We start from the raw sequence: 21,301 nt of genomic DNA on the forward strand, positions 1-21,301 counted from the left end.
CCATGAGCAAGATCCTTATCCGCGGCGCGAAGGTCCTCGGCGGCGAGCCCCAGGACGTCCTCATCGACGGCGAGACCATCGCCGCGGTCGGCACCGGGCTCGACGCCGGCGACGCCACCGTGATCGAGGCGGCGGGCCAGGTCCTGCTGCCCGGCCTGGTCGACCTCCACACCCACCTGCGCGAGCCCGGCCGCGAGGACTCCGAGACCGTCCTGACCGGTACCAAGGCCGCCGCGGTCGGCGGCTTCACCGCGGTGCACGCCATGGCCAACACCTTCCCGGTCGCCGACACCGCCGGAGTCGTCGAGCAGGTCTGGCGGCTCGGCAAGGAGTCCGGCTACTGCGACGTGCAGCCCATCGGCGCCGTCACCGTCGGCCTGGAGGGCAAGCAGCTCGCCGAACTCGGCGCCATGCACGACTCGGCCGCCGGAGTGAAGGTCTTCTCCGACGACGGCAAGTGCGTCGACGACGCGGTGATCATGCGCCGGGCCCTGGAGTACGTGAAGGCCTTCGACGGTGTCGTCGCCCAGCACGCCCAGGAGCCCCGCCTCACCGAGGGCGCCCAGATGAACGAGGGCATCGTCTCCGCCGAGCTCGGCCTCGGCGGCTGGCCCGCCGTCGCCGAGGAGTCGATCATCGCCCGCGACGTGCTGCTGGCCGCCCACGTCGGCTCCCGCGTCCACATCTGCCACCTGTCGACCGCCGGCTCCGTGGAGATCGTCCGCTGGGCCAAGTCCAAGGGCTGGAACGTCACCGCCGAGGTCACCCCGCACCACCTGCTCCTCACCGACGAGCTGGTCCGGTCCTACAACCCGGTCTACAAGGTGAACCCGCCGCTGCGCACGGAGGCCGACGTCATGGCCCTGCGCGAGGCGCTCGCCGACGGCACCATCGACTGCGTCGCCACCGACCACGCCCCGCACCCGCACGAGGACAAGGACTGCGAGTGGGCCGCGGCCGCCATGGGCATGGTGGGCCTGGAGACCGCGCTCTCCGTCGTCCAGCAGACGATGGTGGACACCGGGCTGATCGACTGGGCGGGCGTCGCCGACCGCATGTCCTTCCGCCCCGCCGCCATCGGCCGCCTCGACGGACACGGCCGGCCCGTCTCGGAGGGCGAGCCCGCCAACCTCACCCTGGTCGATCCGGCATACCGTGGAGTCGTGGACCCCGCGGGATTCGCCTCCCGCAGCCGCAACACCCCCTACGAGGGGCGCGAGCTGCCGGGCCGAGTGACCCACACCTTCCTGCGGGGCCGTGCCACGGTCGTCGACGGGAAACTCGCGTGACAACACTCAGCCCCACCCACCAGCTCTACCGACTGGCCGCCGAGCAGAAGTCGGCGGAGGTCACCGACTGGTCCGCCCGCATCAGCTGGGTGATCGGCCTGGCCGTCCTCATCGCCTTCGTCTACTGGCTCATGCGCCAGGGATGGAAGTGGCGCGGCAGCCTCCAGTCGGATCTCACCGACCTCGCGACCACCCCGGACGGCTTCGCGGACGGCGAGAAACTGCTCACGCTGACCGGGCGCTACCACGCCTCGACGACGGCCGGGCAGTGGCTCGACCGCATCGTCGCCCACGGCCTCGGCACCCGCAGCCGCGTCGAGCTCACCCTCACCGAGCAGGGCCTCGACGTCGTACGGCCCGGCGCGACGGACTTCTTCGTCCCTGCCGCAGACCTGCGCGAAGCCCGGACCGACAAGGCCCTGGCGGGCAAGGTCCTGCCCGAGGGCGGTCTGCTGGTCATCACCTGGGCGCTCGGCGACCAGCTGATCGACTCCGGATTCCGCTCCGACCACTCGGCCGAGCACGCCGCCTGGGTCGACGCCGTCAACGGGCTCACCACCACTCAACTCACCAGCACTACGGAAGGCACCGCACGATGACGATCTCCACCCGGGGAGCCGCCAAAGCTCCCGCCGTACTCGTCCTGGAGGACGGCCGCGCCTTCCGCGGCCGCGCCTACGGGGCTGTGGGGGAGACCTTCGGTGAGGCGGTGTTCTCCACCGGCATGACCGGCTACCAGGAGACGCTGACCGACCCCTCGTACCACCGCCAGGTCGTCGTGATGACCGCCCCGCACGTCGGGAACACCGGTGTGAACGACGAGGACCCCGAGTCGAAGCAGATCTGGGTCGCCGGCTACGTCGTCCGCGACCCCGCCCGGGTGCCGTCGAACTGGCGCTCCCGCCGGTCCCTGGACGAGGAACTCGCGAGCCAGGGCGTCGTCGGCATCAGCGGCATCGACACCCGCGCCCTCACCCGCCACCTCCGCGAGCGCGGCGCGATGCGCGTCGGCATCTTCTCCGGCAACGCCATCGCGGACGAGGGCACGCTCCTCGCCCGGGTGCGCCAGGCCCCCGAGATGAACGGCGCCGACCTGTCCGCCGAGGTCGCCACCAAGGAGACGTACGTCGTCCCCGCGATCGGCACCAAGAAGTTCACCGTCGCCGCGATCGACCTCGGCATCAAGGGCATGACCCCGCACCGGCTGGCCGAACGCGGCATCGAGGTGCACGTTCTGCCCGCCACCGCCACGCTGGACGAGGTGTACGCGGTCCAGCCCGACGGAGTCTTCTTCTCCAACGGCCCCGGCGACCCCTCCACCGCGGACCACCCGGTCTCCGTCATGCGGGGCGTCCTGGAGCGGAAGACCCCGCTCTTCGGCATCTGCTTCGGCAACCAGATCCTGGGCCGCGCGCTCGGCTTCGGCACGTACAAGCTGAAGTACGGCCACCGCGGCATCAACCAGCCCGTGCAGGACCGCTCGACCGGCAAGGTCGAGGTCACCGCGCACAACCACGGCTTCGCCGTCGACGCCCCGCTCGACAAGGTGTCCGACACCGCCTACGGGCGCGCCGAGGTCTCCCACGTCTGCCTGAACGACCAGGTCGTCGAGGGCCTCCAGCTCCTCGACCGGCCGGCCTTCAGCGTCCAGTACCACCCCGAAGCGGCCGCCGGCCCGCACGACGCCGCGTACCTCTTCGACCGCTTCGTTTCCCTGATGGAGGGCCAGCGTGCCTAAGCGCTCCGATATCCAGTCCGTCCTGGTCATCGGCTCCGGTCCGATCGTCATCGGCCAGGCCGCCGAGTTCGACTACTCCGGCACCCAGGCCTGCCGGGTCCTCAAGGCCGAGGGCCTGCGCGTCATCCTGGTGAACTCCAACCCGGCGACGATCATGACCGACCCGGAGATCGCCGACGCCACGTACGTCGAGCCGATCACCCCCGAGTTCGTCGAGAAGATCATCGCCAAGGAGCGCCCCGACGCGCTGCTGCCGACCCTGGGCGGCCAGACCGCGCTCAACACCGCGATCTCCATGCACGAGAACGGTGTCCTGGAGAAGTACGGCGTCGAGCTCATCGGCGCCAACGTCGAGGCCATCAACAAGGGCGAGGACCGCGAGCTCTTCAAGGGCGTCGTCGAGGCCGTCAAGGCGAAGATCGGCTACGGCGAGTCCGCCCGGTCCGTCATCTGCCACTCGATGGACGACATCATGAAGGGCGTCGACACCCTCGGCGGCTACCCCGTCGTCGTCCGCCCCTCCTTCACCATGGGCGGCGCCGGCTCCGGCTTCGCCCACGACGAGGAGGAGCTGCGGCGCATCGCCGGACAGGGCCTCACGCTCTCCCCGACCACCGAGGTGCTCCTGGAGGAGTCCATCCTCGGCTGGAAGGAGTACGAGCTGGAGCTGATGCGCGACAAGAACGACAACGTCGTGGTCGTCTGCTCCATCGAGAACTTCGACCCGATGGGCGTCCACACGGGTGACTCGATCACCGTCGCCCCGGCGATGACGCTCACCGACCGTGAGTACCAGCGGCTGCGTGACATCGGCATCGCGATCATCCGCGAGGTCGGCGTCGACACCGGCGGCTGCAACATCCAGTTCGCGATCGACCCGGCCGACGGCCGCGTCATCGTGATCGAGATGAACCCGCGCGTCTCCCGCTCCTCGGCGCTCGCCTCCAAGGCCACCGGCTTCCCGATCGCCAAGATCGCCGCCAAGCTGGCCGTCGGCTACACGCTCGACGAGATCCCCAACGACATCACCGAGAAGACGCCGGCCTCCTTCGAGCCGACCCTCGACTACGTCGTGGTCAAGGCCCCGCGCTTCGCCTTCGAGAAGTTCCCCTCCGCCGACTCCACCCTCACCACCACGATGAAGTCGGTGGGCGAGGCCATGGCGATCGGCCGGAACTTCACCGAGGCACTCCAGAAGGCGCTGCGCTCCCTGGAGAAGAAGGGCTCGCAGTTCGCCTTCACCGGCGAGCCCGGCGACAAGGCGGAGCTGCTGGCCGAGGCGGTCCGCCCGACCGACGGCCGGATCAACACCGTCATGCAGGCGATCCGGGCCGGTGCCACCCAGGAAGAGGTCTTCGACGCCACGAAGATCGACCCCTGGTTCGTCGACCAGCTCTTCCTCATCAAGGAGATCGCCGACGAGCTGGCCGCCGCCGACAAGCTCGTCCCCGAGCTGCTGGCCGACGCCAAGCGGCACGGCTTCTCCGACGTCCAGATCGCCGAGATCCGCGGGCTGCGCGAGGACGTCGTCCGCGAGGTGCGGCACGCGCTCGGCATCCGCCCGGTCTACAAGACGGTCGACACCTGCGCCGCCGAGTTCGCCGCGAAGACGCCGTACTTCTACTCCTCCTACGACGAGGAGAGCGAGGTCGCGTCCCGCACCAAGCCCGCGGTGATCATCCTCGGCTCCGGCCCCAACCGCATCGGCCAGGGCATCGAGTTCGACTACTCCTGCGTCCACGCCTCCTTCGCGCTGAGCGACGCGGGCTACGAGACCGTGATGGTCAACTGCAACCCGGAGACGGTCTCCACGGACTACGACACCTCCGACCGCCTGTACTTCGAGCCGCTGACGCTGGAAGACGTGCTGGAGATCGTGCACGCCGAGTCCCTCGCGGGCCCGATCGCGGGCGTCATCGTCCAGCTCGGCGGCCAGACCCCGCTGGGTCTGTCGCAGGCACTCAAGGACAACGGCGTGCCCGTCGTCGGCACCTCCCCGGAGGCGATCCACGCCGCCGAGGACCGCGGCGCCTTCGGCCGTGTGCTCGCCGAGGCCGGTCTCCCGGCCCCGAAGCACGGCACCGCCACCACCTTCGCCGAGGCCAAGGCCATCGCCGACGAGATCGGCTACCCCGTCCTCGTACGCCCCTCGTACGTGCTCGGCGGCCGCGGCATGGAGATCGTGTACGACGAGACCCGGCTCTCCTCGTACATCGCCGAGTCCACCGAGATCAGCCCCACCCGGCCGGTCCTGGTCGACCGCTTCCTCGACGACGCGATCGAGATCGACGTCGACGCGCTCTACGACGGCACCGAGCTCTACCTCGGCGGCGTCATGGAGCACATCGAGGAGGCCGGCATCCACTCCGGCGACTCCGCCTGCGCCCTGCCCCCGATCACGCTCGGCGGCTACGACATCAAGCGGCTGCGCGCCTCCACCGAGGCCATCGCCAAGGGCGTCGGCGTCCGCGGGCTGATCAACATCCAGTTCGCGCTCTCCGGCGACATCCTCTACGTCCTGGAAGCCAACCCGCGCGCCTCCCGCACCGTCCCCTTCACCTCGAAGGCGACCGCGGTGCCGCTCGCGAAGGCCGCCGCCCGCATCTCGCTGGGCGCGACCGTCGCGGAGCTGCGCGCGGAGGGCCTGCTGCCCAGGCACGGCGACGGCGGCACCCTGCCGCTGGACGCGCCGATCTCCGTCAAGGAGGCCGTCATGCCGTGGTCGCGCTTCCGCGACGTCCACGGGCGCGGCGTCGACACCGTCCTCGGCCCGGAGATGCGCTCCACGGGCGAGGTCATGGGCATCGACTCCGTCTTCGGCACGGCGTACGCCAAGTCGCAGGCCGGCGCCTACGGCCCGCTGCCCACCAAGGGCCGGGCCTTCATCTCGGTCGCCAACCGCGACAAGCGCACGATGATCTTCCCGGCCCGCGAGCTGGTCGCCCACGGCTTCGAGCTGATGGCCACCTCCGGCACCGCCGAGGTGCTCAAGCGCAACGGCATCAACGCGACCGTCGTGCGCAAGCAGTCCGAGGGCGAGGGCCCCAACGGCGAGAAGACGATCGTCCAGCTCATCCACGACGGCGAGGTCGACCTCATCGTCAACACGCCGTACGGAACCGGCGGCCGGCTCGACGGCTACGAGATCCGCACCGCGGCCGTCGCCCGGTCCGTGCCGTGCCTCACCACGGTCCAGGCGCTCGCCGCGGCCGTGCAGGGCATCGACGCCCTCAACCACGGGGACGTGGGCGTCCGATCGCTCCAGGAACACGCGGAACATCTGACCGCGGCCCGCGACTAGAAGCCCAGCAGGGGGACACCGGAAACGGTGTCCCCCTCTTCATGAGGACACCGTGATGTACAAACTCTTCTTCCAGCTGGTCTTCAAGCGCATGGACCCGGAGCGCGCCCACTACGCCGCCTTCCGCTGGATCCGCCTGGCCGCCGGCGTCCCCGTCCTGCGTACCTTCCTCGCCGCCGCACTCGCCCCCCGCCACAAGGAACTGCGTACCGAGGCCCTCGGCCTGCGGATGCACGGCCCCTTCGGCCTCGCCGCGGGCTTCGACAAGAACGCCATCGCGATCGACGGCATGGCGATGCTCGGCTTCGACCACGTCGAGATCGGCACCGTCACCGGCGAGCCGCAGCCCGGGAACCCCAAGAAGCGGCTCTTCCGTCTCGTCGCCGACCGTGCGCTGATCAACCGCATGGGCTTCAACAACGAGGGCTCGGCCGCCGTGGCCGAGCGGCTGGGCGCCCGCAACCCGGTCTTCCGGACCACCGTCGGCGTCAACATCGGCAAGACCAAGGTCGTCCCCGAGGCCGACGCCGCCGCCGACTACGTGAAGTCCACCGAGCGGCTCGCCGCACATGCCGACTACCTCGTCGTCAACGTCTCCTCGCCCAACACGCCCGGACTGCGCAACCTCCAGGCCACCGAGTCGCTGCGCCCGCTGCTGACCGCGGTCCGCGAGGCCGCCGACCGCACCGTCACCGCCCGCCGGGTCCCGCTGCTCGTCAAGATCGCCCCCGACCTCGCCGACGAGGACGTCGACGCCGTCGCCGACCTCGCCGTCGAACTGGGCCTGGACGGCATCATCGCCACCAACACCACCATCGCCCGCGAGGGCCTGGGACTGAAGTCCCCGGCCTCCCTCGTCAAGGAGACCGGCGGACTGTCCGGCGCGCCCCTCAAGGAGCGCTCGCTGGAGGTCCTGAGCCGCCTGTACGCCCGTGTGGGCGACCGGATCACCCTGGTGGGCGTCGGGGGCATCGAGAACGCCGAGGACGCCTGGCAGCGCATCCTCGCCGGCGCCACGCTCGTCCAGGGCTACAGCGCCTTCATCTACGAGGGCCCGTTCTACGCCCGCGCGATCCACAAGGGCCTGGCCGCGCGCCTGGCCGCCTCCCCGTACGCCACCCTCGCCGACGCGGTCGGCGCGGAAACCAGGAAGGCCGCGAAATGACCCAGGAACCCTTCGGCGCACGTCTGCGCCACGCCATGGACACGCGCGGACAGCTCTGCGTGGGCATCGACCCGCACGCGTCCCTGCTCAGCTCCTGGGGGCTCGCCGACGACGTCGCGGGCCTGGAGCGCTTCACCCGTACGGTCGTCGAGGCGCTGGCCGACCGGGTCGCCGTGCTCAAGCCGCAGTCCGCGTTCTTCGAGCGGTTCGGCTCGCGTGGCGTCGCCGTACTGGAGAAGGCCGTCGAGGAGGCCAGGGCGGCCGGTGCCCTGGTCCTGATGGACGCCAAGCGCGGAGACATCGGCTCCACCATGGGCGCCTACGCCGCGACCTACCTGGACAAGGACTCGCCGCTGTACTCCGACGCGGTGACCGTCTCGCCGTACCTCGGCTTCGGTTCGCTGCGGCCCGCGCTCGACGCGGCCGCCGTCTCCGGCTCGGGCGTGTTCGTGCTCGCCCTCACCTCCAACCCGGAGGGTGCCGAGGTGCAGCGCGCCACCGCGGCCGACGGCCGTTCGCTCGCCCAGGTGATGCTCGACCACATGGCCGCCGAGAACCGGGACGTCACCCCGCTCGGCTCGGTCGGTGCCGTGGTCGGGGCGACGCTCGGGGACGCGCGGGCGGATCTGGCGATCAACGGCCCGCTGCTCGCGCCCGGCATCGGCGCCCAGGGCGCCACGCCCGCGGATCTGCCGGGTGTCTTCGGCGACGCGGTCGGCAACGTGGTGCCCAGCGTGAGCCGGGGCGTGCTGCGCCACGGGCCGCACGCGTCAGGGCTGCGCGAAGCCGCCGAACGGTTCGTGGACGAGGTCCGCGCGGCCGTCTCGGACCGCTGACACTGTCACGTAACAGCCTGTTGACGGAATCCTGACCAAAAATCTCGGTACTTATGCCAGGAATGTCCTGGTCGGCTGAGGCTGACCAGGACTTTTCGTTCGTTCTCGCTGACTCCGGCGGCCCTGGCCGCTAGTCTCCGTCGAGAGCCAACGAGCACAGGTTGTTCGCGGCTCACCAGGTGAGGGGCGATTCCGTCGCCTCACCGGTCCGTATCCGACAGATCGACATCCGAGGTGACGTAGGCGTGGCTCTTCCGCCCCTTACCCCTGAACAGCGCGCAGCCGCGCTCGAAAAGGCCGCCGCGGCTCGCCGGGAGCGGGCCGAGGTCAAGAATCGACTCAAGCACTCCGGCGCCTCCCTCCACGAGGTCATCAAGTCGGGCCAGGAGAACGACGTCATCGGCAAGATGAAGGTCTCCGCCCTGCTGGAGTCCCTGCCCGGCGTGGGCAAGGTCCGCGCCAAGCAGATCATGGAGCGGCTCGGCATCTCCGAGAGCCGCCGGGTCCGGGGTCTCGGCTCCAACCAGATCGCATCCCTGGAGCGTGAGTTCGGCGGCAGCGCCGCCTGACGGTCTCAGGCACTCCTGAGAACCGGGATAATCGCTCCATGGTTGCAACATCCCGGGGGACGTCCCCCGTACCCCCGGACGTACGTCCGCGGCTGACCGTGCTCTCCGGCCCCTCGGGGGTCGGCAAGAGCACGGTCGTCGCGCATATGCGCAAGGTCCACCCCGAGGTGTGGCTCTCGGTGTCGGCGACGACCCGCAAGCCCCGCCCCGGCGAACGCAACGGCGTCCACTACTTCTTCGTGGACAACGAGGAGTTCGACAAGCTCATCGCCAACGGCGAGCTGCTGGAGTGGGCCGAATTCGCCGGCAACCGCTACGGCACGCCCCGGCGTGCCGTGCAGGAGCGGCTGGAGGCCGGTGAGCCGGTGCTGCTGGAGATCGACCTCCAGGGCGCCCGGCTGGTCCGCCAGTCCATGGCGGACGCCCAGCTGGTCTTCCTCGCGCCGCCGAGCTGGGACGAACTGGTGCGCCGGCTCACCGGCCGGGGCACCGAGGCGCCCGAGGTGATCGAGCGACGTCTCGGCGCGGCGAAGGTCGAACTGGCCGCCGAATCCGAGTTCGATACGACGCTCGTCAACACCTCCGTCGAGGATGTGGCACGTGAGCTGCTAGCCTTGATGCTGGAGGCTTCCGGCCACCGTGCCGGCGGCGAGTGAACGCACACCAGCGCAACGAACCGCACCGACACGGGGGCACCGGCCACAAAGCCCCTGACTGTCAAAGATTTCTTTGATCTTCACCCCCTTCGGAAGGCAGAGAGTGTCCTCTTCCATCACCACGCCCGAGGGCATCATCAACCCGCCGATTGATGAGCTCCTCGAAGCAACCGACTCGAAGTACAGCCTCGTGATCTACGCCGCCAAGCGCGCGCGCCAGATCAACGCGTACTACTCGCAGCTCGGTGAGGGACTCCTCGAGTACGTCGGTCCGCTCGTCGACACCCACGTCCACGAGAAGCCGCTCTCGATCGCGCTCCGCGAGATCAACGCGGGCCTGCTCACCTCCGAGGCCATCGAGGGCCCCGCGCAGTAAGCAGGAAACGCACCTTCACCACAGGCCCGGCGGTCGTGACCGCCGGGCCTGTGGTGTGTCCCGGGGCGACGGACCCGCGTGGGCGGCGGTGAGGCAGCATGGGGGATGTACGGAGCGCGTACGTATCCGAGTGCGGGGAGACGCAGTGGACAAGCCGAAGGTCGTCCTGGGGGTCAGCGGCGGCATCGCCGCGTACAAGGCGTGCGAGCTGCTGCGCCGGCTGACCGAGTCGGGACACGACGTACGGGTCGTGCCGACCGAGGCATCGCTCCACTTCGTGGGCGCCGCCACCTGGTCGGCGCTCTCCGGCCACCCGGTCTCCACCGAGGTCTGGAACGACGTCCACGAGGTCCCGCACGTGCGGATCGGACAACACGCCGACCTGGTCGTCGTCGCCCCCGCCACCGCCGACATGCTCGCCAAGGCGGCCCACGGCCTCGCCGACGACCTGCTCACCAACACCTTGCTCACCGCCCGCTGTCCGGTCGTCTTCGCGCCCGCCATGCACACCGAGATGTGGGAGCACCCGGCCACCCAGGAGAACGTCGCCACCCTGCGGCGCCGTGGCGCCGTCGTCATCGAGCCCGCTGTCGGGCGCCTCACCGGAGTCGATACCGGCAAGGGCCGGCTGCCGGACCCGGCGGAGATCTTCGAGGTGTGCCGCCGCGTCCTGGCCCGCGGCCCCGTCGCCCCCGACCTCGCCGGCCGGCACGTGGTGATCAGCGCGGGAGGCACCCGCGAGCCGCTCGACCCGGTCCGCTACCTCGGCAACCGCTCCTCCGGCAAGCAGGGCTACGCGCTCGCCCGCACCGCCGTCGCCCGCGGCGCCCGCGTCACGCTCGTCGAGGCCAACACCGGGCTGCCCGATCCCTCCGGAGCCGACCTCGTCCACGTGGGCACCGCGGTGCAGTTGCGCGAGGCCGTGCTGAAGGCTGCGGCCGACGCCGACGTCGTGGTGATGGCGGCGGCGGTCGCCGACTTCCGTCCGGCCGAGTACGTGACGGGGAAGATCAAGAAGAAGGACGGCCAGGAACCGGCCCCCCTCACCCTCGTACGCAATCCCGACATCCTCGCCGAGGTGGCGGCCGACCGCGCCGCGCCGGGGCAGCTCGTCGTCGGATTCGCCGCCGAGACCGACAACGTCCTCGCCAACGGCCGGGAGAAACTCCTCCGCAAGGGCTGCGACCTGCTGGTCGTCAACGAGGTGGGGGAGCGCAAGACCTTCGGCTCGGAGGAGAACGAGGCGGTCGTGCTCGCGGCCGACGGGAGCGAGACCCCGGTGCCGTACGGGCCCAAGGAAGCGCTTGCCGACACGGTCTGGGACCTCGTGTCGGCGCGTCTTGGGTGAATTTCGCGTGTCGCCGCCCCCGGGGCCCGATCCCTTGAAATACGGGCACGAACGGTGCCCGGGGCGGCCCTTGGGGGACTTCCGGGCACCGGTGCCGCACGTCACAGATCCGCCAAAGGGCGAGACACGTTGTCCGACAGCCGGAGCCGACCGATAAACTGGTCCAGGTTCGTACCGGGCGCAGCTCCCGGGCCGTCCGCCAAATGATCAGCCAGCAGCCGCTGCAACCCCAGGGAGCGATGTGTCCCGCCGTCTCTTCACCTCGGAGTCCGTTACCGAGGGTCACCCCGACAAGATCGCTGACCAGATCAGCGACACCATTCTCGATGCACTCCTCCGTGAGGACCCGACGTCGCGTGTCGCCGTCGAGACCTTGATCACCACAGGTCTGGTGCACGTCGCGGGTGAGGTCACGACCAAGGCCTACGCCCCGATCGCCCAGCTGGTGCGCGACAAGATCCTGGAGATCGGCTACGACTCCTCGAAGAAGGGCTTCGACGGCGCCTCCTGCGGTGTCTCGGTGTCCATCGGCGCGCAGTCTCCCGACATCGCGCAGGGCGTCGACACCGCGTACGAGAAGCGTGTCGAAGGCGACGAGGACGAACTCGACAAGCAGGGCGCCGGCGACCAGGGCCTCATGTTCGGCTACGCCTGCGACGAGACGCCCGAACTGATGCCGCTGCCGATCCACGTCGCCCACCGGCTGTCGCGCCGGCTGTCCGAGGTGCGCAAGAACGGGACCATCCCGTACCTGCGCCCCGACGGCAAGACGCAGGTCACCATCGAGTACGACGGCGACAAGGCCGTCCGTCTCGACACGGTCGTCGTCTCCTCGCAGCACGCGAGCGACATCGACCTCGACTCGCTGCTCGCTCCCGACATCCGCGAGTTCGTCGTCGAGCACGTCCTGAACCAGCTGATCGAGGACGGCATCAAGCTCGACACCGAGGGCTACCGTCTGCTGGTCAACCCGACCGGCCGTTTCGAGATCGGCGGCCCGATGGGCGACGCCGGGCTGACCGGCCGCAAGATCATCATCGACACCTACGGCGGCATGGCCCGTCACGGCGGCGGTGCCTTCTCGGGCAAGGACCCGTCGAAGGTCGACCGCTCCGCCGCGTACGCCATGCGCTGGGTCGCCAAGAACGTCGTCGCGGCGGGCCTCGCGGCCCGGTGCGAGGTGCAGGTGGCGTACGCGATCGGCAAGGCCGAGCCGGTCGGCCTCTTCGTCGAGACGTTCGGCACCGCCGCGGTCGAGACCGAGAAGATCGAGCACGCCATCGGCGAGGTCTTCGACCTCCGCCCGGCCGCGATCATCCGCGACCTCGACCTGCTGCGCCCGATCTACGCCCAGACCGCCGCGTACGGCCACTTCGGCCGGGAGCTGCCCGACTTCACCTGGGAGCGCACCGACCGCGTGGACGCGCTGCGCAAGGCCGCGGGCCTGTAGGTCCGCCGGCTCGTCCGTACGCCGGAGCCCGGATGCCGTCACGGTGTCCGGGCTCCGGCGCGTTCCGCGTACCGGGAGGGCGGCCCGGCCACCGCGGGACGCACGGCCGACGGCGTCGGCTGTCAGTCTTGTCTGGTAGGAATTTGGCTGTGAGCAGCGACGACAAGCGGTCCGAGGAGCCCGGCGCCGGGGCACCGGAGCAGCTTGCGCTGATCCGGGAGACGGTGCGCAGGGCCGATGTGCCGCGCGCCAAACCGCGGACCTGGCGCGGGGCCGCGCTCGCCAAGGAGCTTCCTGTCGCCCGCGTACTGGTCAACAAGGGAGCGCTCCACCTCGACCAGTACTTCGACTACGCCGTACCCGAGGAGCTCGACGCCGAGGCGCGGCCCGGTGTGCGGGTACGGGTGCGCTTCGGGGCCGGCGGGCGCAACGTCCGGGGAGGGCGGCGCGAGGGCGGCGGGCTCATCGACGGATTCCTGGTCGAGCGGCTCGCCGAGTCCGACTACAACGGGGCGCTGGCCGCGCTCGCCTCCGTGGTCTCACCCGAACCGGTTCTCGGCCCGGAGCTGCTCGCACTCGCGCGGGCCGTCGCCGACCGCTACGCGGGCAGCCTCGCGGACGTCCTCCAGCTCGCGGTGCCGCCGAGGAACGCCCGGGCCGAGGCGAAGCCGTCACCGCAGCCCCTGCCCCCGCCCCCGCCACCGGCGCCGGGCACCTGGCAGCGGTACGCGCAGGGACCCGCCTTCCTGTCCGCGCTGGCCGACGGGGCAGCGCCCCGGGCCGTGTGGACCGCGCTCCCGGGACCGCACTGGCCGCAGGAGATCGCCGCCGCCGTCGCCGCGACCCTCGCCTCCGGGCGCGGCGCCCTGGTCGTCGTCCCCGACGGGCGGACCGCGGGCCGTGTCGACGCGGCCCTGACCGGACTGCTGGGCGAGGGCCGCCACGCCATGCTGACGGCCGGTTCGGGGCCCGAGAAGCGCTACCGGGAGTGGCTCGCGGTGAGCCGCGGCTCCGTCCGGGCGGTCGTCGGGACCCGGGCCGCGATGTTCGCCCCCGTCGCCGATCTCGGCCTGGTCGCGATCTGGGACGACGGGGACTCCAGCCACAGTGATGACAACGCCCCCTTCCCGCACGTCCGCGAGGTCCTGGAGCTGCGGGCGGCACACGGCCGGTGCGCCTTTCTGCTCGGCGGCACGAGCTGCACCGTGGAGGCCGCGCAACTGGTCGAGACCGGGTGGGCACTGCCGCTGCGCGCGGACCGGGACCAGCTGCGGATCGCGGCGCCGCTGGTCCGCACCGTCGGCGACGGCGAACTCGCACGGGACGGCGCGGCCCGGGCCGCCCGGCTGCCGAGCCTCGCCTGGCAGACCGTGCGCGACGGACTGCGCACAGGCCCGGTGCTGGTCCAGGTGCCGCGCCGGGGCTACGCCCCCCGGCTGGCCTGCGAGCGCTGCCGGGAGCCCGCGCGGTGCCGGCACTGCGCCGGGCCGCTGGAAGCGCCCGACCAGCAGGATCTGAACTGCGCCTGGTGCGGGCGGGCCGAGACGTCCTGGCACTGCGTCGCCTGCGGTGGCCGCAGGCTGCGGGCCCAGATCGTCGGCGCCCGACGGACGGCGGAAGAGCTCGGCCGGGCCTTTCCCGCCGTGCCGGTCCGGACCTCCGGCCGCGACCACATCCTGGACTCGGTGCCCGATCAGCCCGCGCTGGTCGTCAGCACGCCCGGCGCCGAGCCGGTCGCCGAGGGCGGGTACGCGGCGGCCCTGCTGCTGGACGGCTGGGCCATGGTCGGCCGCCCCGACCTGCGGGCCGGCGAGGAGGCCCTGCGCCGCTGGACGGCCGCCGCCGCGCTGGTCCGGGGACAGCCGGAGGGCGGCACCGTGGTGATCGTCGCCGAGCCGACGCTGCGGCCCGTGCAGGCCCTGGTCCGCTGGGACCCGGTCGGCCACGCCCGCCGCGAGCTCGCGGAACGGGCCGAGCTGGGCTTTCCGCCGGTGTCCCGGATGGCGTCGGTGACAGGCACAGCCGAGGCACTCGCCGCCTTCCTCGCGGCCGCGGAGCTGCCGGCGGATGCCGAGCTGCTCGGTCCCGTGCCGGTCCCGGGCGGCTGGCCGGGGCAGCCACGCAGGCCCTCCGACGCGCCTGTCGGCGAGGCCTGGGAGCGGGCCCTGATCAGGGTGCCGCCGGGCAGCGGGGCGGCGCTGGCGGCCGCACTGAAGGCGGCACAGGCCGCGCGGCTGTCCCGCGGGGGCGGCGGCGCGGCGGGGGGCCCGGTGCGGATGCGGGTGGACCCGCCGGATATCGGGTGACGGGCCCTTGGGCGGGCGGCAGCGTGTGGGTTGCCCCCGGTCCGGGGTGCGGGGKYCCGTCCTCAAKCGCCGGACGGGCTTGGGTGGTGCGGGTCTCCCCGCRGGTGCGGGGTTCCGTCCTCAAKCGCCGGACGGGCTTGAGTGGCGCACGCCACCCGTGGGGTGCGCGTCACGTCCGGTGGTCGGGGGCGGGGTCCCTCCGGGAAGATCTCCTCGGAACTGGCGTATTCACCCGGGTACGCAGACGACCCGGGTCGTACGCCATTTCCTGCGGGGACTCCCCTGCACGCCCCCACCCGGCATCAGCCACGTCCGCACACCGGAGTGACGACTGTCGCAGACGCGAGGCGGCCGGTCCGGGGGCGTGCAGGGGAGTCCCCGCAGGACGACGCACATCGACCCGCGTCCGCCGATGCGCGAGGACCTGCGCCCGGGCGCCTTCCCGGGCCCCCGCAACGGCTGACCCACCGCTGCGGGTGCCCGCTGGTCCGGGCCCCCGCAGGTGCGGGGTTCCGTCCTCAATCGCCGGACGGGCTTGAGTGGCGCACGCCACCCGTGGGGTGCGCGTCACGTCCGGTGGTCGGGGGCGGGGTCCCTCCGGGAAGATCTCCTCGGAACTGGCGTATTCACCCGGGTACGCAGACGACCCGGGTCGTACGCCATTTCCTGCGGGGACTCCCCTGCACGCCCCCACCCGGCATCAGCCACGTCCGCACACCGGAGTGACGACTGTCGCAGACGCGAGGCGGCCGGTCCGGGGCCGTGCAGGGGAGTCCCCGCAGGACGACGCACATCGACCCGGGTCCTTCACGAACCGGCGGAACGTGCGGCGTCCGAGGAGATCTRCCCGGAGGGACCCCGCCCCCGACCACCGGACGTGACGCGCACCCCACGGGTGGCGTGCGCCACTCAAGCCCGTCCGGCGATTGAGGACGGAACCCCGCACCTGCGGGGGCCCGGACCAGCGGGCACCCGCAGCGGTGGGTCAGCCGTTGCGGGGGCCCGGGAAGGCGCCCGGGCGCAGGTCCTCGCGCATCGGCGGACGCTCCGCCGACGGCTGCGGCGGCATCGTGCGTGCGGCCGGGACGGTGGGCAGCGCGGGGGGCGACCCGGGCGCCACCGGCCCGGGACGCTGTGCCACGACCTCGGCGGCGCCCTCGGCCGTCACCGGCTGCGGCGCGGCGCGGCGCGCCCCGTAGCGACGGTGCACCGCCTGTTTGGTTACTCCGAGCGCGGAGCCCACCGCGTCCCAGGAGAATCCCAGCGAACGGTCGAAGTCCACAGCCGCCGTGACCAGGGTCTCGACGCTGTCCCGCAGTTCCTGGGCCAGCCTGACGGTGGGGGCCGGGGCCCTGCCGTAGACGACGAAGCCCGCTGAGGGGCCGGAGCGGCGTGGACGGTAGACATTGCCCAGCTGGGCGGTGAGTGTGCGCAGCGCGTCCACCTGCCGCCGAACCCGCTCGATGTCCCGCACCAGTAGATGCAGGCTGGCCCGCGCTTGGGCGTCGTGGGTTGCGTGGTCGGCCATGAAGAAGCCTCTCGAACCGGCGTTGAAAGGGATCGGGCCGCACCAGGGCGGCTCGCTTCGGTCAATCTCTCTTGACCAACGCCTCACCGGGGGATCTGGTCACGCTCCGGGGGCGCATATGCATCTGCAAGGGGCGCGCAACCGTGCGTACGCCCCCCAGCGCCCACCCGGCTTCCGGGCCCATAGACTTGTGCGTTGCTCGTCACCGTAGATGTTTCGGCCTGAGAGGCAGTCAGCCACCCATGAAGCTCGTCTTCGCAGGCACCCCCGAGGTAGCCGTACCCGCACTGGACGCCCTGATCGCCTCCGGTCGCCATGAGGTGGCCGCCGTCGTGACCAGGCCCGACGCGCCGGCGGGCCGGGGCCGCCGCATGGTGGCCAGTCCCGTCGCCGAGCGGGCGGAAGAGGCCGGCATCGAGGTGCTCAAGCCCGCCAGGCCCCGGGACGAGGACTTCCTGGCGCGGCTCAGGGAGATCGCGCCGGACTGCTGCCCCGTCGTCGCCTACGGGGCGCTGCTGCCCAAGGCCGCACTCGCCATCCCGGCCCGCGGCTGGGTCAACCTCCACTTCTCGCTGCTGCCCGCCTGGCGCGGCGCCGCACCGGTTCAGCACTCCGTCATGGCGGGCGACGAGGTGACGGGGGCGTCCACGTTCCTCATCGAGGAGGGGCTCGACTCCGGACCGGTCTACGGCGTCCTGACCGAGGAGGTGCGGCCCACGGACACCAGCGGCGATCTGCTGACCCGGCTGGCCTTCGCCGGGGCCGGGCTGCTCGCCGCGACGATGGACGGCATCGAGGACGGCACCCTGCACGCCGTGCCGCAGCCCGCCGACGGCATCACCCTCGCACCGAAGATCACCGTCGAGGACGCCCAGGTCCAGTGGTCGGCGCCCGCCCTGCGCGTCGACCGGGTGGTCCGCGGCTGCACCCCGGCCCCCGGCGCGTGGACCCTCTTCCGCGGGGAGCGCCTCAAGCTGATCCAGGCCGTGCCCGTCGTGGACCGGGCCGATCTGGCGCCCGGCGAGCTGTCCGCGTCCAAGAACAACGTGTACGTGGGCACCGGATCGCACGCGATCGAGCTGCTCTGGGTCCAGCCGCAGGGCAAGAAGCCGATGCGCGCCGCGGACTGGGCGCGCGGGGTGCGCATCGTCCCCGGCGAGCTCGCCGGCATCTGAGGGCGGCGTCCGAGGGGCCGTGCGGACGGGCGGACCGGGCCGGGGACGTAGGCTGGGACGGTTCGCCCCCTCACCATCAGCGGAGCACCTTTCACGTGAACGACCAGCCGCGTCGCCGTCCCGCCAAGCCGCACCGCCGTCCGCAGAAGGACCCGGTCCGGTTCCTCGCCTTCGAGGCCCTCAGGGCCGTCGACGAACGCGACGCGTACGCCAACCTCGTCCTGCCTCCCCTGCTGAAGAAGGCCCGGGCCAAGGGAGACTTCGACAGCCGGGACGCGGCGCTGGCGACCGAGCTGGTCTACGGGACACTGCGCCGCCAGGGCACCTACGACGCGATCGTCGCCGCCTGCATCGACCGTCCGCTCGTCGAGGTCGACCCGCCGGTCCTGGACGTCCTGAACATGGGTGTGCACCAGCTGCTCGGCACCCGCATCCCGACGCACGCCGCGGTCTCCGCCAGCGTGGAGCTGGCCCGGGTGGTGCTCGGCGAGGGACGCGCCAAGTTCGTCAACGCCGTCCTGCGCAAGGTGTCGGCGGACGACCTCGACGGCTGGGTGGAGCGGGTCGCCCCCTCGTACGAGGACGACGCCGAGGACCATCTGGCCATCGTCCACTCGCATCCGCGCTGGGTCGTCTCGGCCCTCTGGGACGCGCTGGGCGGCGGCCGCGCGGGCATCGAGGACCTGCTCGAAGCCGACAACGAACGGCCCGAGGTCACCCTGGTCGCCCGCCCCGGACGTTCCACCACCGACGAGCTCCTCGACGCCCTCGGCGAGGAGAACGGCCTCCCGGGCCGCTGGTCCCCCTACGCCGTGCGGATGGCCGAGGGCGGGGAGCCCGGTGCCCTGACCGCCGTGCAGGAGGGCCGGGCCGGTGTCCAGGACGAGGGCAGCCAGCTCGTCGCCACGGCCCTCGCCAACGCCCCGCTGGAGGGCAGCGACACCCGCTGGCTCGACGGCTGCGCCGGCCCCGGCGGCAAGGCCGCGCTGCTGGCCGCCCTGGCCGCCGGCCGCGGCGCCGCCCTGCTCGCCGCCGAGAAGCAGCCGCACCGGGCGCGCCTCGTCGAGCGCTCGCTGGCCGGGAACCCCGGCCCGTACCAGGTGATCACCGCCGACGGCACCCGGCCGCCGTGGCTGCCCGACACGTTCGACCGGATCCTGATGGACGTCCCGTGCTCCGGCCTCGGCGCGCTGCGCCGCCGCCCGGAGGCCCGCTGGCGCCGTCGCAAGGAGGACCTGGAGAGCTTCGCGCCCCTCCAGCGCGGTCTGCTGCGCGAGGCACTCAAGGCCGTCCGGATCGGCGGCGTCGTCGGATACGCGACGTGCTCGCCGCACCTCGCGGAGACCCGGGTGGTCGTCGAGGACGTACTCAAGGGGCGCGGCGGCGCACCCGTCGAGGCCGAGTGGGTGGACGCCCGCCCGCTCATGCCCGGAGTGCCCGCCCTGGGCGACGGACCCGACGTCCAGCTCTGGCCCCATCTGCACGGTACGGACGCGATGTACCTGGCTCTGCTGCGGCGTACCGGCTGATCACCGCGGACGGTCCGGGACGGGGGGACCGGGGGCGAAAAGGCCGGGAATGCGCGAACTGTAATGATCCCGTGAGGCTTTGGAGCGCACCGAAGCGGGGAAGTGCCCCGGAGCATGGCAGGCTTGGCCCCATGGCCCAGATCAACCCCAGTATTCTTTCCGCCGACTTCGCACGTCTCGCCGAGGAGGCGCAGGCCGTCGAAGGCGCCGACTGGCTCCATGTCGATGTCATGGACAACCACTTCGTGCCCAATCTGACGCTCGGCGTCCCGATCGTGGAATCGCTCAGCAGGGCCACCAGCACGCCGCTGGACTGCCATCTGATGATCGAGGACGCGGACCGCTGGGCACCTCAGTACGTCGAGGCGGGGGCCGGCTCCGTCACCTTCCACGTGGAGGCCGCCGCCGCCCCCGTCCGGCTCGCGCGGGAGATCCGGGCCAAGGGCGCCCGCGCGTCCATGGCGCTCAAGCCGGCGACGCCCATCGAGCCGTACGAGGACCTGCTCCCCGAGCTCGACATGCTGCTGATCATGACGGTGGAGCCGGGCTTCGGGGGCCAGTCCTTCCTCGACATCATGCTGCCGAAGATCCGCCGCACCCGTGAGCTGATCTCCCGGCACGGACTCGAACTCTGGCTCCAGGTCGACGGCGGGGTCTCCGAGTCCACGATCGAGCGGTGCGCGGAGGCCGGGGCGGACGTCTTCGTCGCGGGTTCCGCCGTGTACGGAGCCAAGGACCCGGCCGAAGCCGTCCGGGCCCTGCGCGCCAAGGCCGACGGGGCCATCGCCTCGGCGGCGTGGGCGTGCGGCCACTGACGCCGATGACGGCGCAGGCACCCCTCCGGCCCCCGATCGCACGTCGGCCGGGCCAAGTGCAGATGAACGCGGTCCGACGGGACCGATCAAGGGTCGCCGTATCTGACAGGATGAACGGCGTATCGAGAGCGTGAACAGCAGTGAGGAGAACGCGGTGTCTGCAATGTCGGCGGGCCGGTCCGCCCTGCGGATGGGGCCCGCGGAGCTGGTGCAGGCGGCGGCCATGGCCCGCCGCTTCTACCTCGAGGGCAAATCCAAGATCCAGATCGCCGAGGAGTTCGGCGTCAGCCGCTTCAAGGTGGCCCGGGTCCTGGAGACGGCTCTGGAACGTGACCTCGTACGGATCGAGATCCGGGTCCCCGCGGAGCTGGACGCCGAGCGCTCCGACGCGCTCCGCGCCCGCTACGGGCTGCGCCACGCGGTCGTGGTCGAGTCCCCGGCGGAGGAACAGGACGACGCCGCCGACCCGGAGAACCTGGGCGAGGTCGCGGCCGACCTGCTCGGCGAACTGGTGAACGAGGGCGATGTGCTCGGGCTCGCCTGGGGACGGTCCACCATTCACATGGCGGCGGCCCTCGACCGGCTGCCGCCGTGCACGGTCGTGCAGCTCACCGGGGTGTACGACGCGGGAACGGCCGAGCGCGGCTCGGTCGAGGCCGTGCGGCGGGCCGCCCAGGTGTCCGGGGGCGAGGCCCACCCCATCTACGCGCCGATGCTGCTCCCCGACCCGGCGACGGCCGCCGCGCTGCGCCACCAGACGGGCATCGCGCGGGCCTTCGAGTACTTCGACAAGGTGACGGTCGCGGCCGTCTCCATCGGTTCCTGGGAGCCGGGGATCTCCACGGTCCACGACATGCTCTCCGACGAGGAGCGCGAGCACTACGCCTCGCTCGGCGTCGCCGCCGAGATGTCGGCCCACCTCTTCGACGCGGACGGGCGCCGGGTCGGCCGCGACCTCGGCGAGCGGTGCATCACCGTCGAGGCGGACCGGCTGCGCCGGATCCCCGAGGTGGTGGCGATCGCGGGCGGCCAGCGCAAGGCCGCGGCGATCGGGGCCGTGCTGCGCTCCGGTCTCGTCACCAGCCTGGTGACCGACACCGCGGCGGCCGACTACCTGCTGACGGACTCGGCCGCGCCGCGCCGGCCCGCGCTGGAGCGGGCCGACCCCGACGGGGAGTGAGCACGGAACGTGGAGCGGGAGGGGGCGGGCGGTGTCATCA

17 protein-coding genes are annotated in these 21,301 nt (G+C 72.0%); 16 read left to right on the forward strand and 1 reads right to left on the reverse strand.

Going from position 1 to position 21,301, the window contains the following annotated elements; all coding sequences use genetic code 11:
* Positions 1–2 precede the first annotated feature (2 nt).
* The 12 genes from EAO72_RS07115 (at position 3) to EAO72_RS07170 (ending at position 15,034) form a co-directional block, all read left to right on the forward strand.
* The gene (locus EAO72_RS07115; RefSeq protein WP_148016315.1) at positions 3–1,289 is read left to right on the forward strand and encodes a dihydroorotase; all 1,287 of its coding nucleotides are present in this window, start codon (positions 3–5) and stop codon (positions 1,287–1,289) included.
* Positions 1,286–1,888, forward strand: a complete 603-nt coding sequence (locus tag EAO72_RS07120; RefSeq protein WP_148016316.1) for a PH-like domain-containing protein — start codon at positions 1,286–1,288, stop codon at positions 1,886–1,888. Before EAO72_RS07115 ends, EAO72_RS07120 begins: the two co-directional genes overlap by 4 nt.
* A complete protein-coding gene (carA, locus tag EAO72_RS07125; RefSeq protein ID WP_148016317.1) occupies positions 1,885–3,027 on the forward strand; it encodes a glutamine-hydrolyzing carbamoyl-phosphate synthase small subunit in 1,143 nt (380 codons plus the stop codon). The genes EAO72_RS07120 and carA overlap by 4 nt, the downstream gene beginning before the upstream one ends.
* Positions 3,020–6,328 carry a carbamoyl-phosphate synthase large subunit gene (gene carB, locus EAO72_RS07130; RefSeq protein ID WP_148016318.1) on the forward strand — a complete coding sequence of 1,103 codons (3,309 nt, stop codon included), beginning with the start codon at positions 3,020–3,022 and terminating at the stop codon, positions 6,326–6,328. The genes carA and carB overlap by 8 nt, the downstream gene beginning before the upstream one ends.
* Positions 6,329–6,383: 55 nt before the next feature.
* The gene (locus tag EAO72_RS07135) at positions 6,384–7,493 is read left to right on the forward strand and encodes a quinone-dependent dihydroorotate dehydrogenase (protein WP_148016319.1); all 1,110 of its coding nucleotides are present in this window, start codon (positions 6,384–6,386) and stop codon (positions 7,491–7,493) included.
* Complete coding sequence (gene pyrF / locus EAO72_RS07140) at positions 7,490–8,329, forward strand: orotidine-5'-phosphate decarboxylase (protein ID WP_148016320.1); 840 nt, start codon at positions 7,490–7,492, stop codon at positions 8,327–8,329. The genes EAO72_RS07135 and pyrF overlap by 4 nt, the downstream gene beginning before the upstream one ends.
* A 245-nt stretch (positions 8,330–8,574) precedes the next feature.
* Positions 8,575–8,898 (forward strand): integration host factor, encoded by a 324-nt coding sequence (locus EAO72_RS07145; protein ID WP_018524251.1) that lies wholly within the window; start codon positions 8,575–8,577, stop codon positions 8,896–8,898.
* A 38-nt stretch (positions 8,899–8,936) separates the two neighbouring features.
* On the forward strand, positions 8,937–9,554 hold the full coding sequence (gene gmk, locus EAO72_RS07150; RefSeq protein WP_148016321.1) for a guanylate kinase: 618 nt from the start codon (positions 8,937–8,939) through the stop codon (positions 9,552–9,554).
* A gap of 103 nt (positions 9,555–9,657) precedes the next feature.
* Positions 9,658–9,930 (forward strand): DNA-directed RNA polymerase subunit omega, encoded by a 273-nt coding sequence (gene rpoZ, locus EAO72_RS07155; protein ID WP_003970369.1) that lies wholly within the window; start codon positions 9,658–9,660, stop codon positions 9,928–9,930.
* A gap of 145 nt (positions 9,931–10,075) precedes the next feature.
* A complete protein-coding gene (gene coaBC / locus EAO72_RS07160) occupies positions 10,076–11,278 on the forward strand; it encodes a bifunctional phosphopantothenoylcysteine decarboxylase/phosphopantothenate--cysteine ligase CoaBC (RefSeq protein ID WP_148016322.1) in 1,203 nt (400 codons plus the stop codon).
* Between the two features lie 241 nt (positions 11,279–11,519).
* The gene (gene metK / locus EAO72_RS07165; protein WP_148016323.1) at positions 11,520–12,728 is read left to right on the forward strand and encodes a methionine adenosyltransferase; all 1,209 of its coding nucleotides are present in this window, start codon (positions 11,520–11,522) and stop codon (positions 12,726–12,728) included.
* A 149-nt stretch (positions 12,729–12,877) separates the two neighbouring features.
* A complete protein-coding gene (locus EAO72_RS07170; RefSeq protein ID WP_148016324.1) occupies positions 12,878–15,034 on the forward strand; it encodes a primosomal protein N' in 2,157 nt (718 codons plus the stop codon).
* Between the two features lie 985 nt (positions 15,035–16,019).
* On the opposite strand, the gene EAO72_RS07180 is transcribed toward EAO72_RS07170, so the two are convergent.
* Positions 16,020–16,562: a hypothetical protein gene (locus EAO72_RS07180; RefSeq protein ID WP_148016325.1), complete on the reverse strand. Its 543-nt coding sequence runs from the start codon at positions 16,560–16,562 to the stop codon at positions 16,020–16,022.
* Between the two features lie 242 nt (positions 16,563–16,804).
* Between EAO72_RS07180 and fmt the strand changes: the two genes are divergently transcribed.
* The 4 genes from fmt (at position 16,805) to EAO72_RS07200 (ending at position 21,261) form a co-directional block, all read left to right on the forward strand.
* Positions 16,805–17,737 carry a methionyl-tRNA formyltransferase gene (gene fmt / locus EAO72_RS07185; protein WP_148016326.1) on the forward strand — a complete coding sequence of 311 codons (933 nt, stop codon included), beginning with the start codon at positions 16,805–16,807 and terminating at the stop codon, positions 17,735–17,737.
* A 95-nt stretch (positions 17,738–17,832) separates the two neighbouring features.
* Entirely contained in the window at positions 17,833–19,266 is a 1,434-nt protein-coding gene (locus EAO72_RS07190) for an RsmB/NOP family class I SAM-dependent RNA methyltransferase (protein ID WP_148016327.1), read from the forward strand.
* 131 nt (positions 19,267–19,397) lie between these two features.
* The gene (gene rpe, locus EAO72_RS07195; protein ID WP_148016328.1) at positions 19,398–20,081 is read left to right on the forward strand and encodes a ribulose-phosphate 3-epimerase; all 684 of its coding nucleotides are present in this window, start codon (positions 19,398–19,400) and stop codon (positions 20,079–20,081) included.
* 163 nt (positions 20,082–20,244) lie between these two features.
* On the forward strand, positions 20,245–21,261 hold the full coding sequence (locus EAO72_RS07200; RefSeq protein ID WP_148016464.1) for a sugar-binding transcriptional regulator: 1,017 nt from the start codon (positions 20,245–20,247) through the stop codon (positions 21,259–21,261).
* Positions 21,262–21,301: the final 40 nt, after the last annotated feature.

It is taken from the genome of Streptomyces sp. OR43 (genome assembly GCF_008042275.1).
GTDB lineage: Bacteria > Actinomycetota > Actinomycetes > Streptomycetales > Streptomycetaceae > Streptomyces.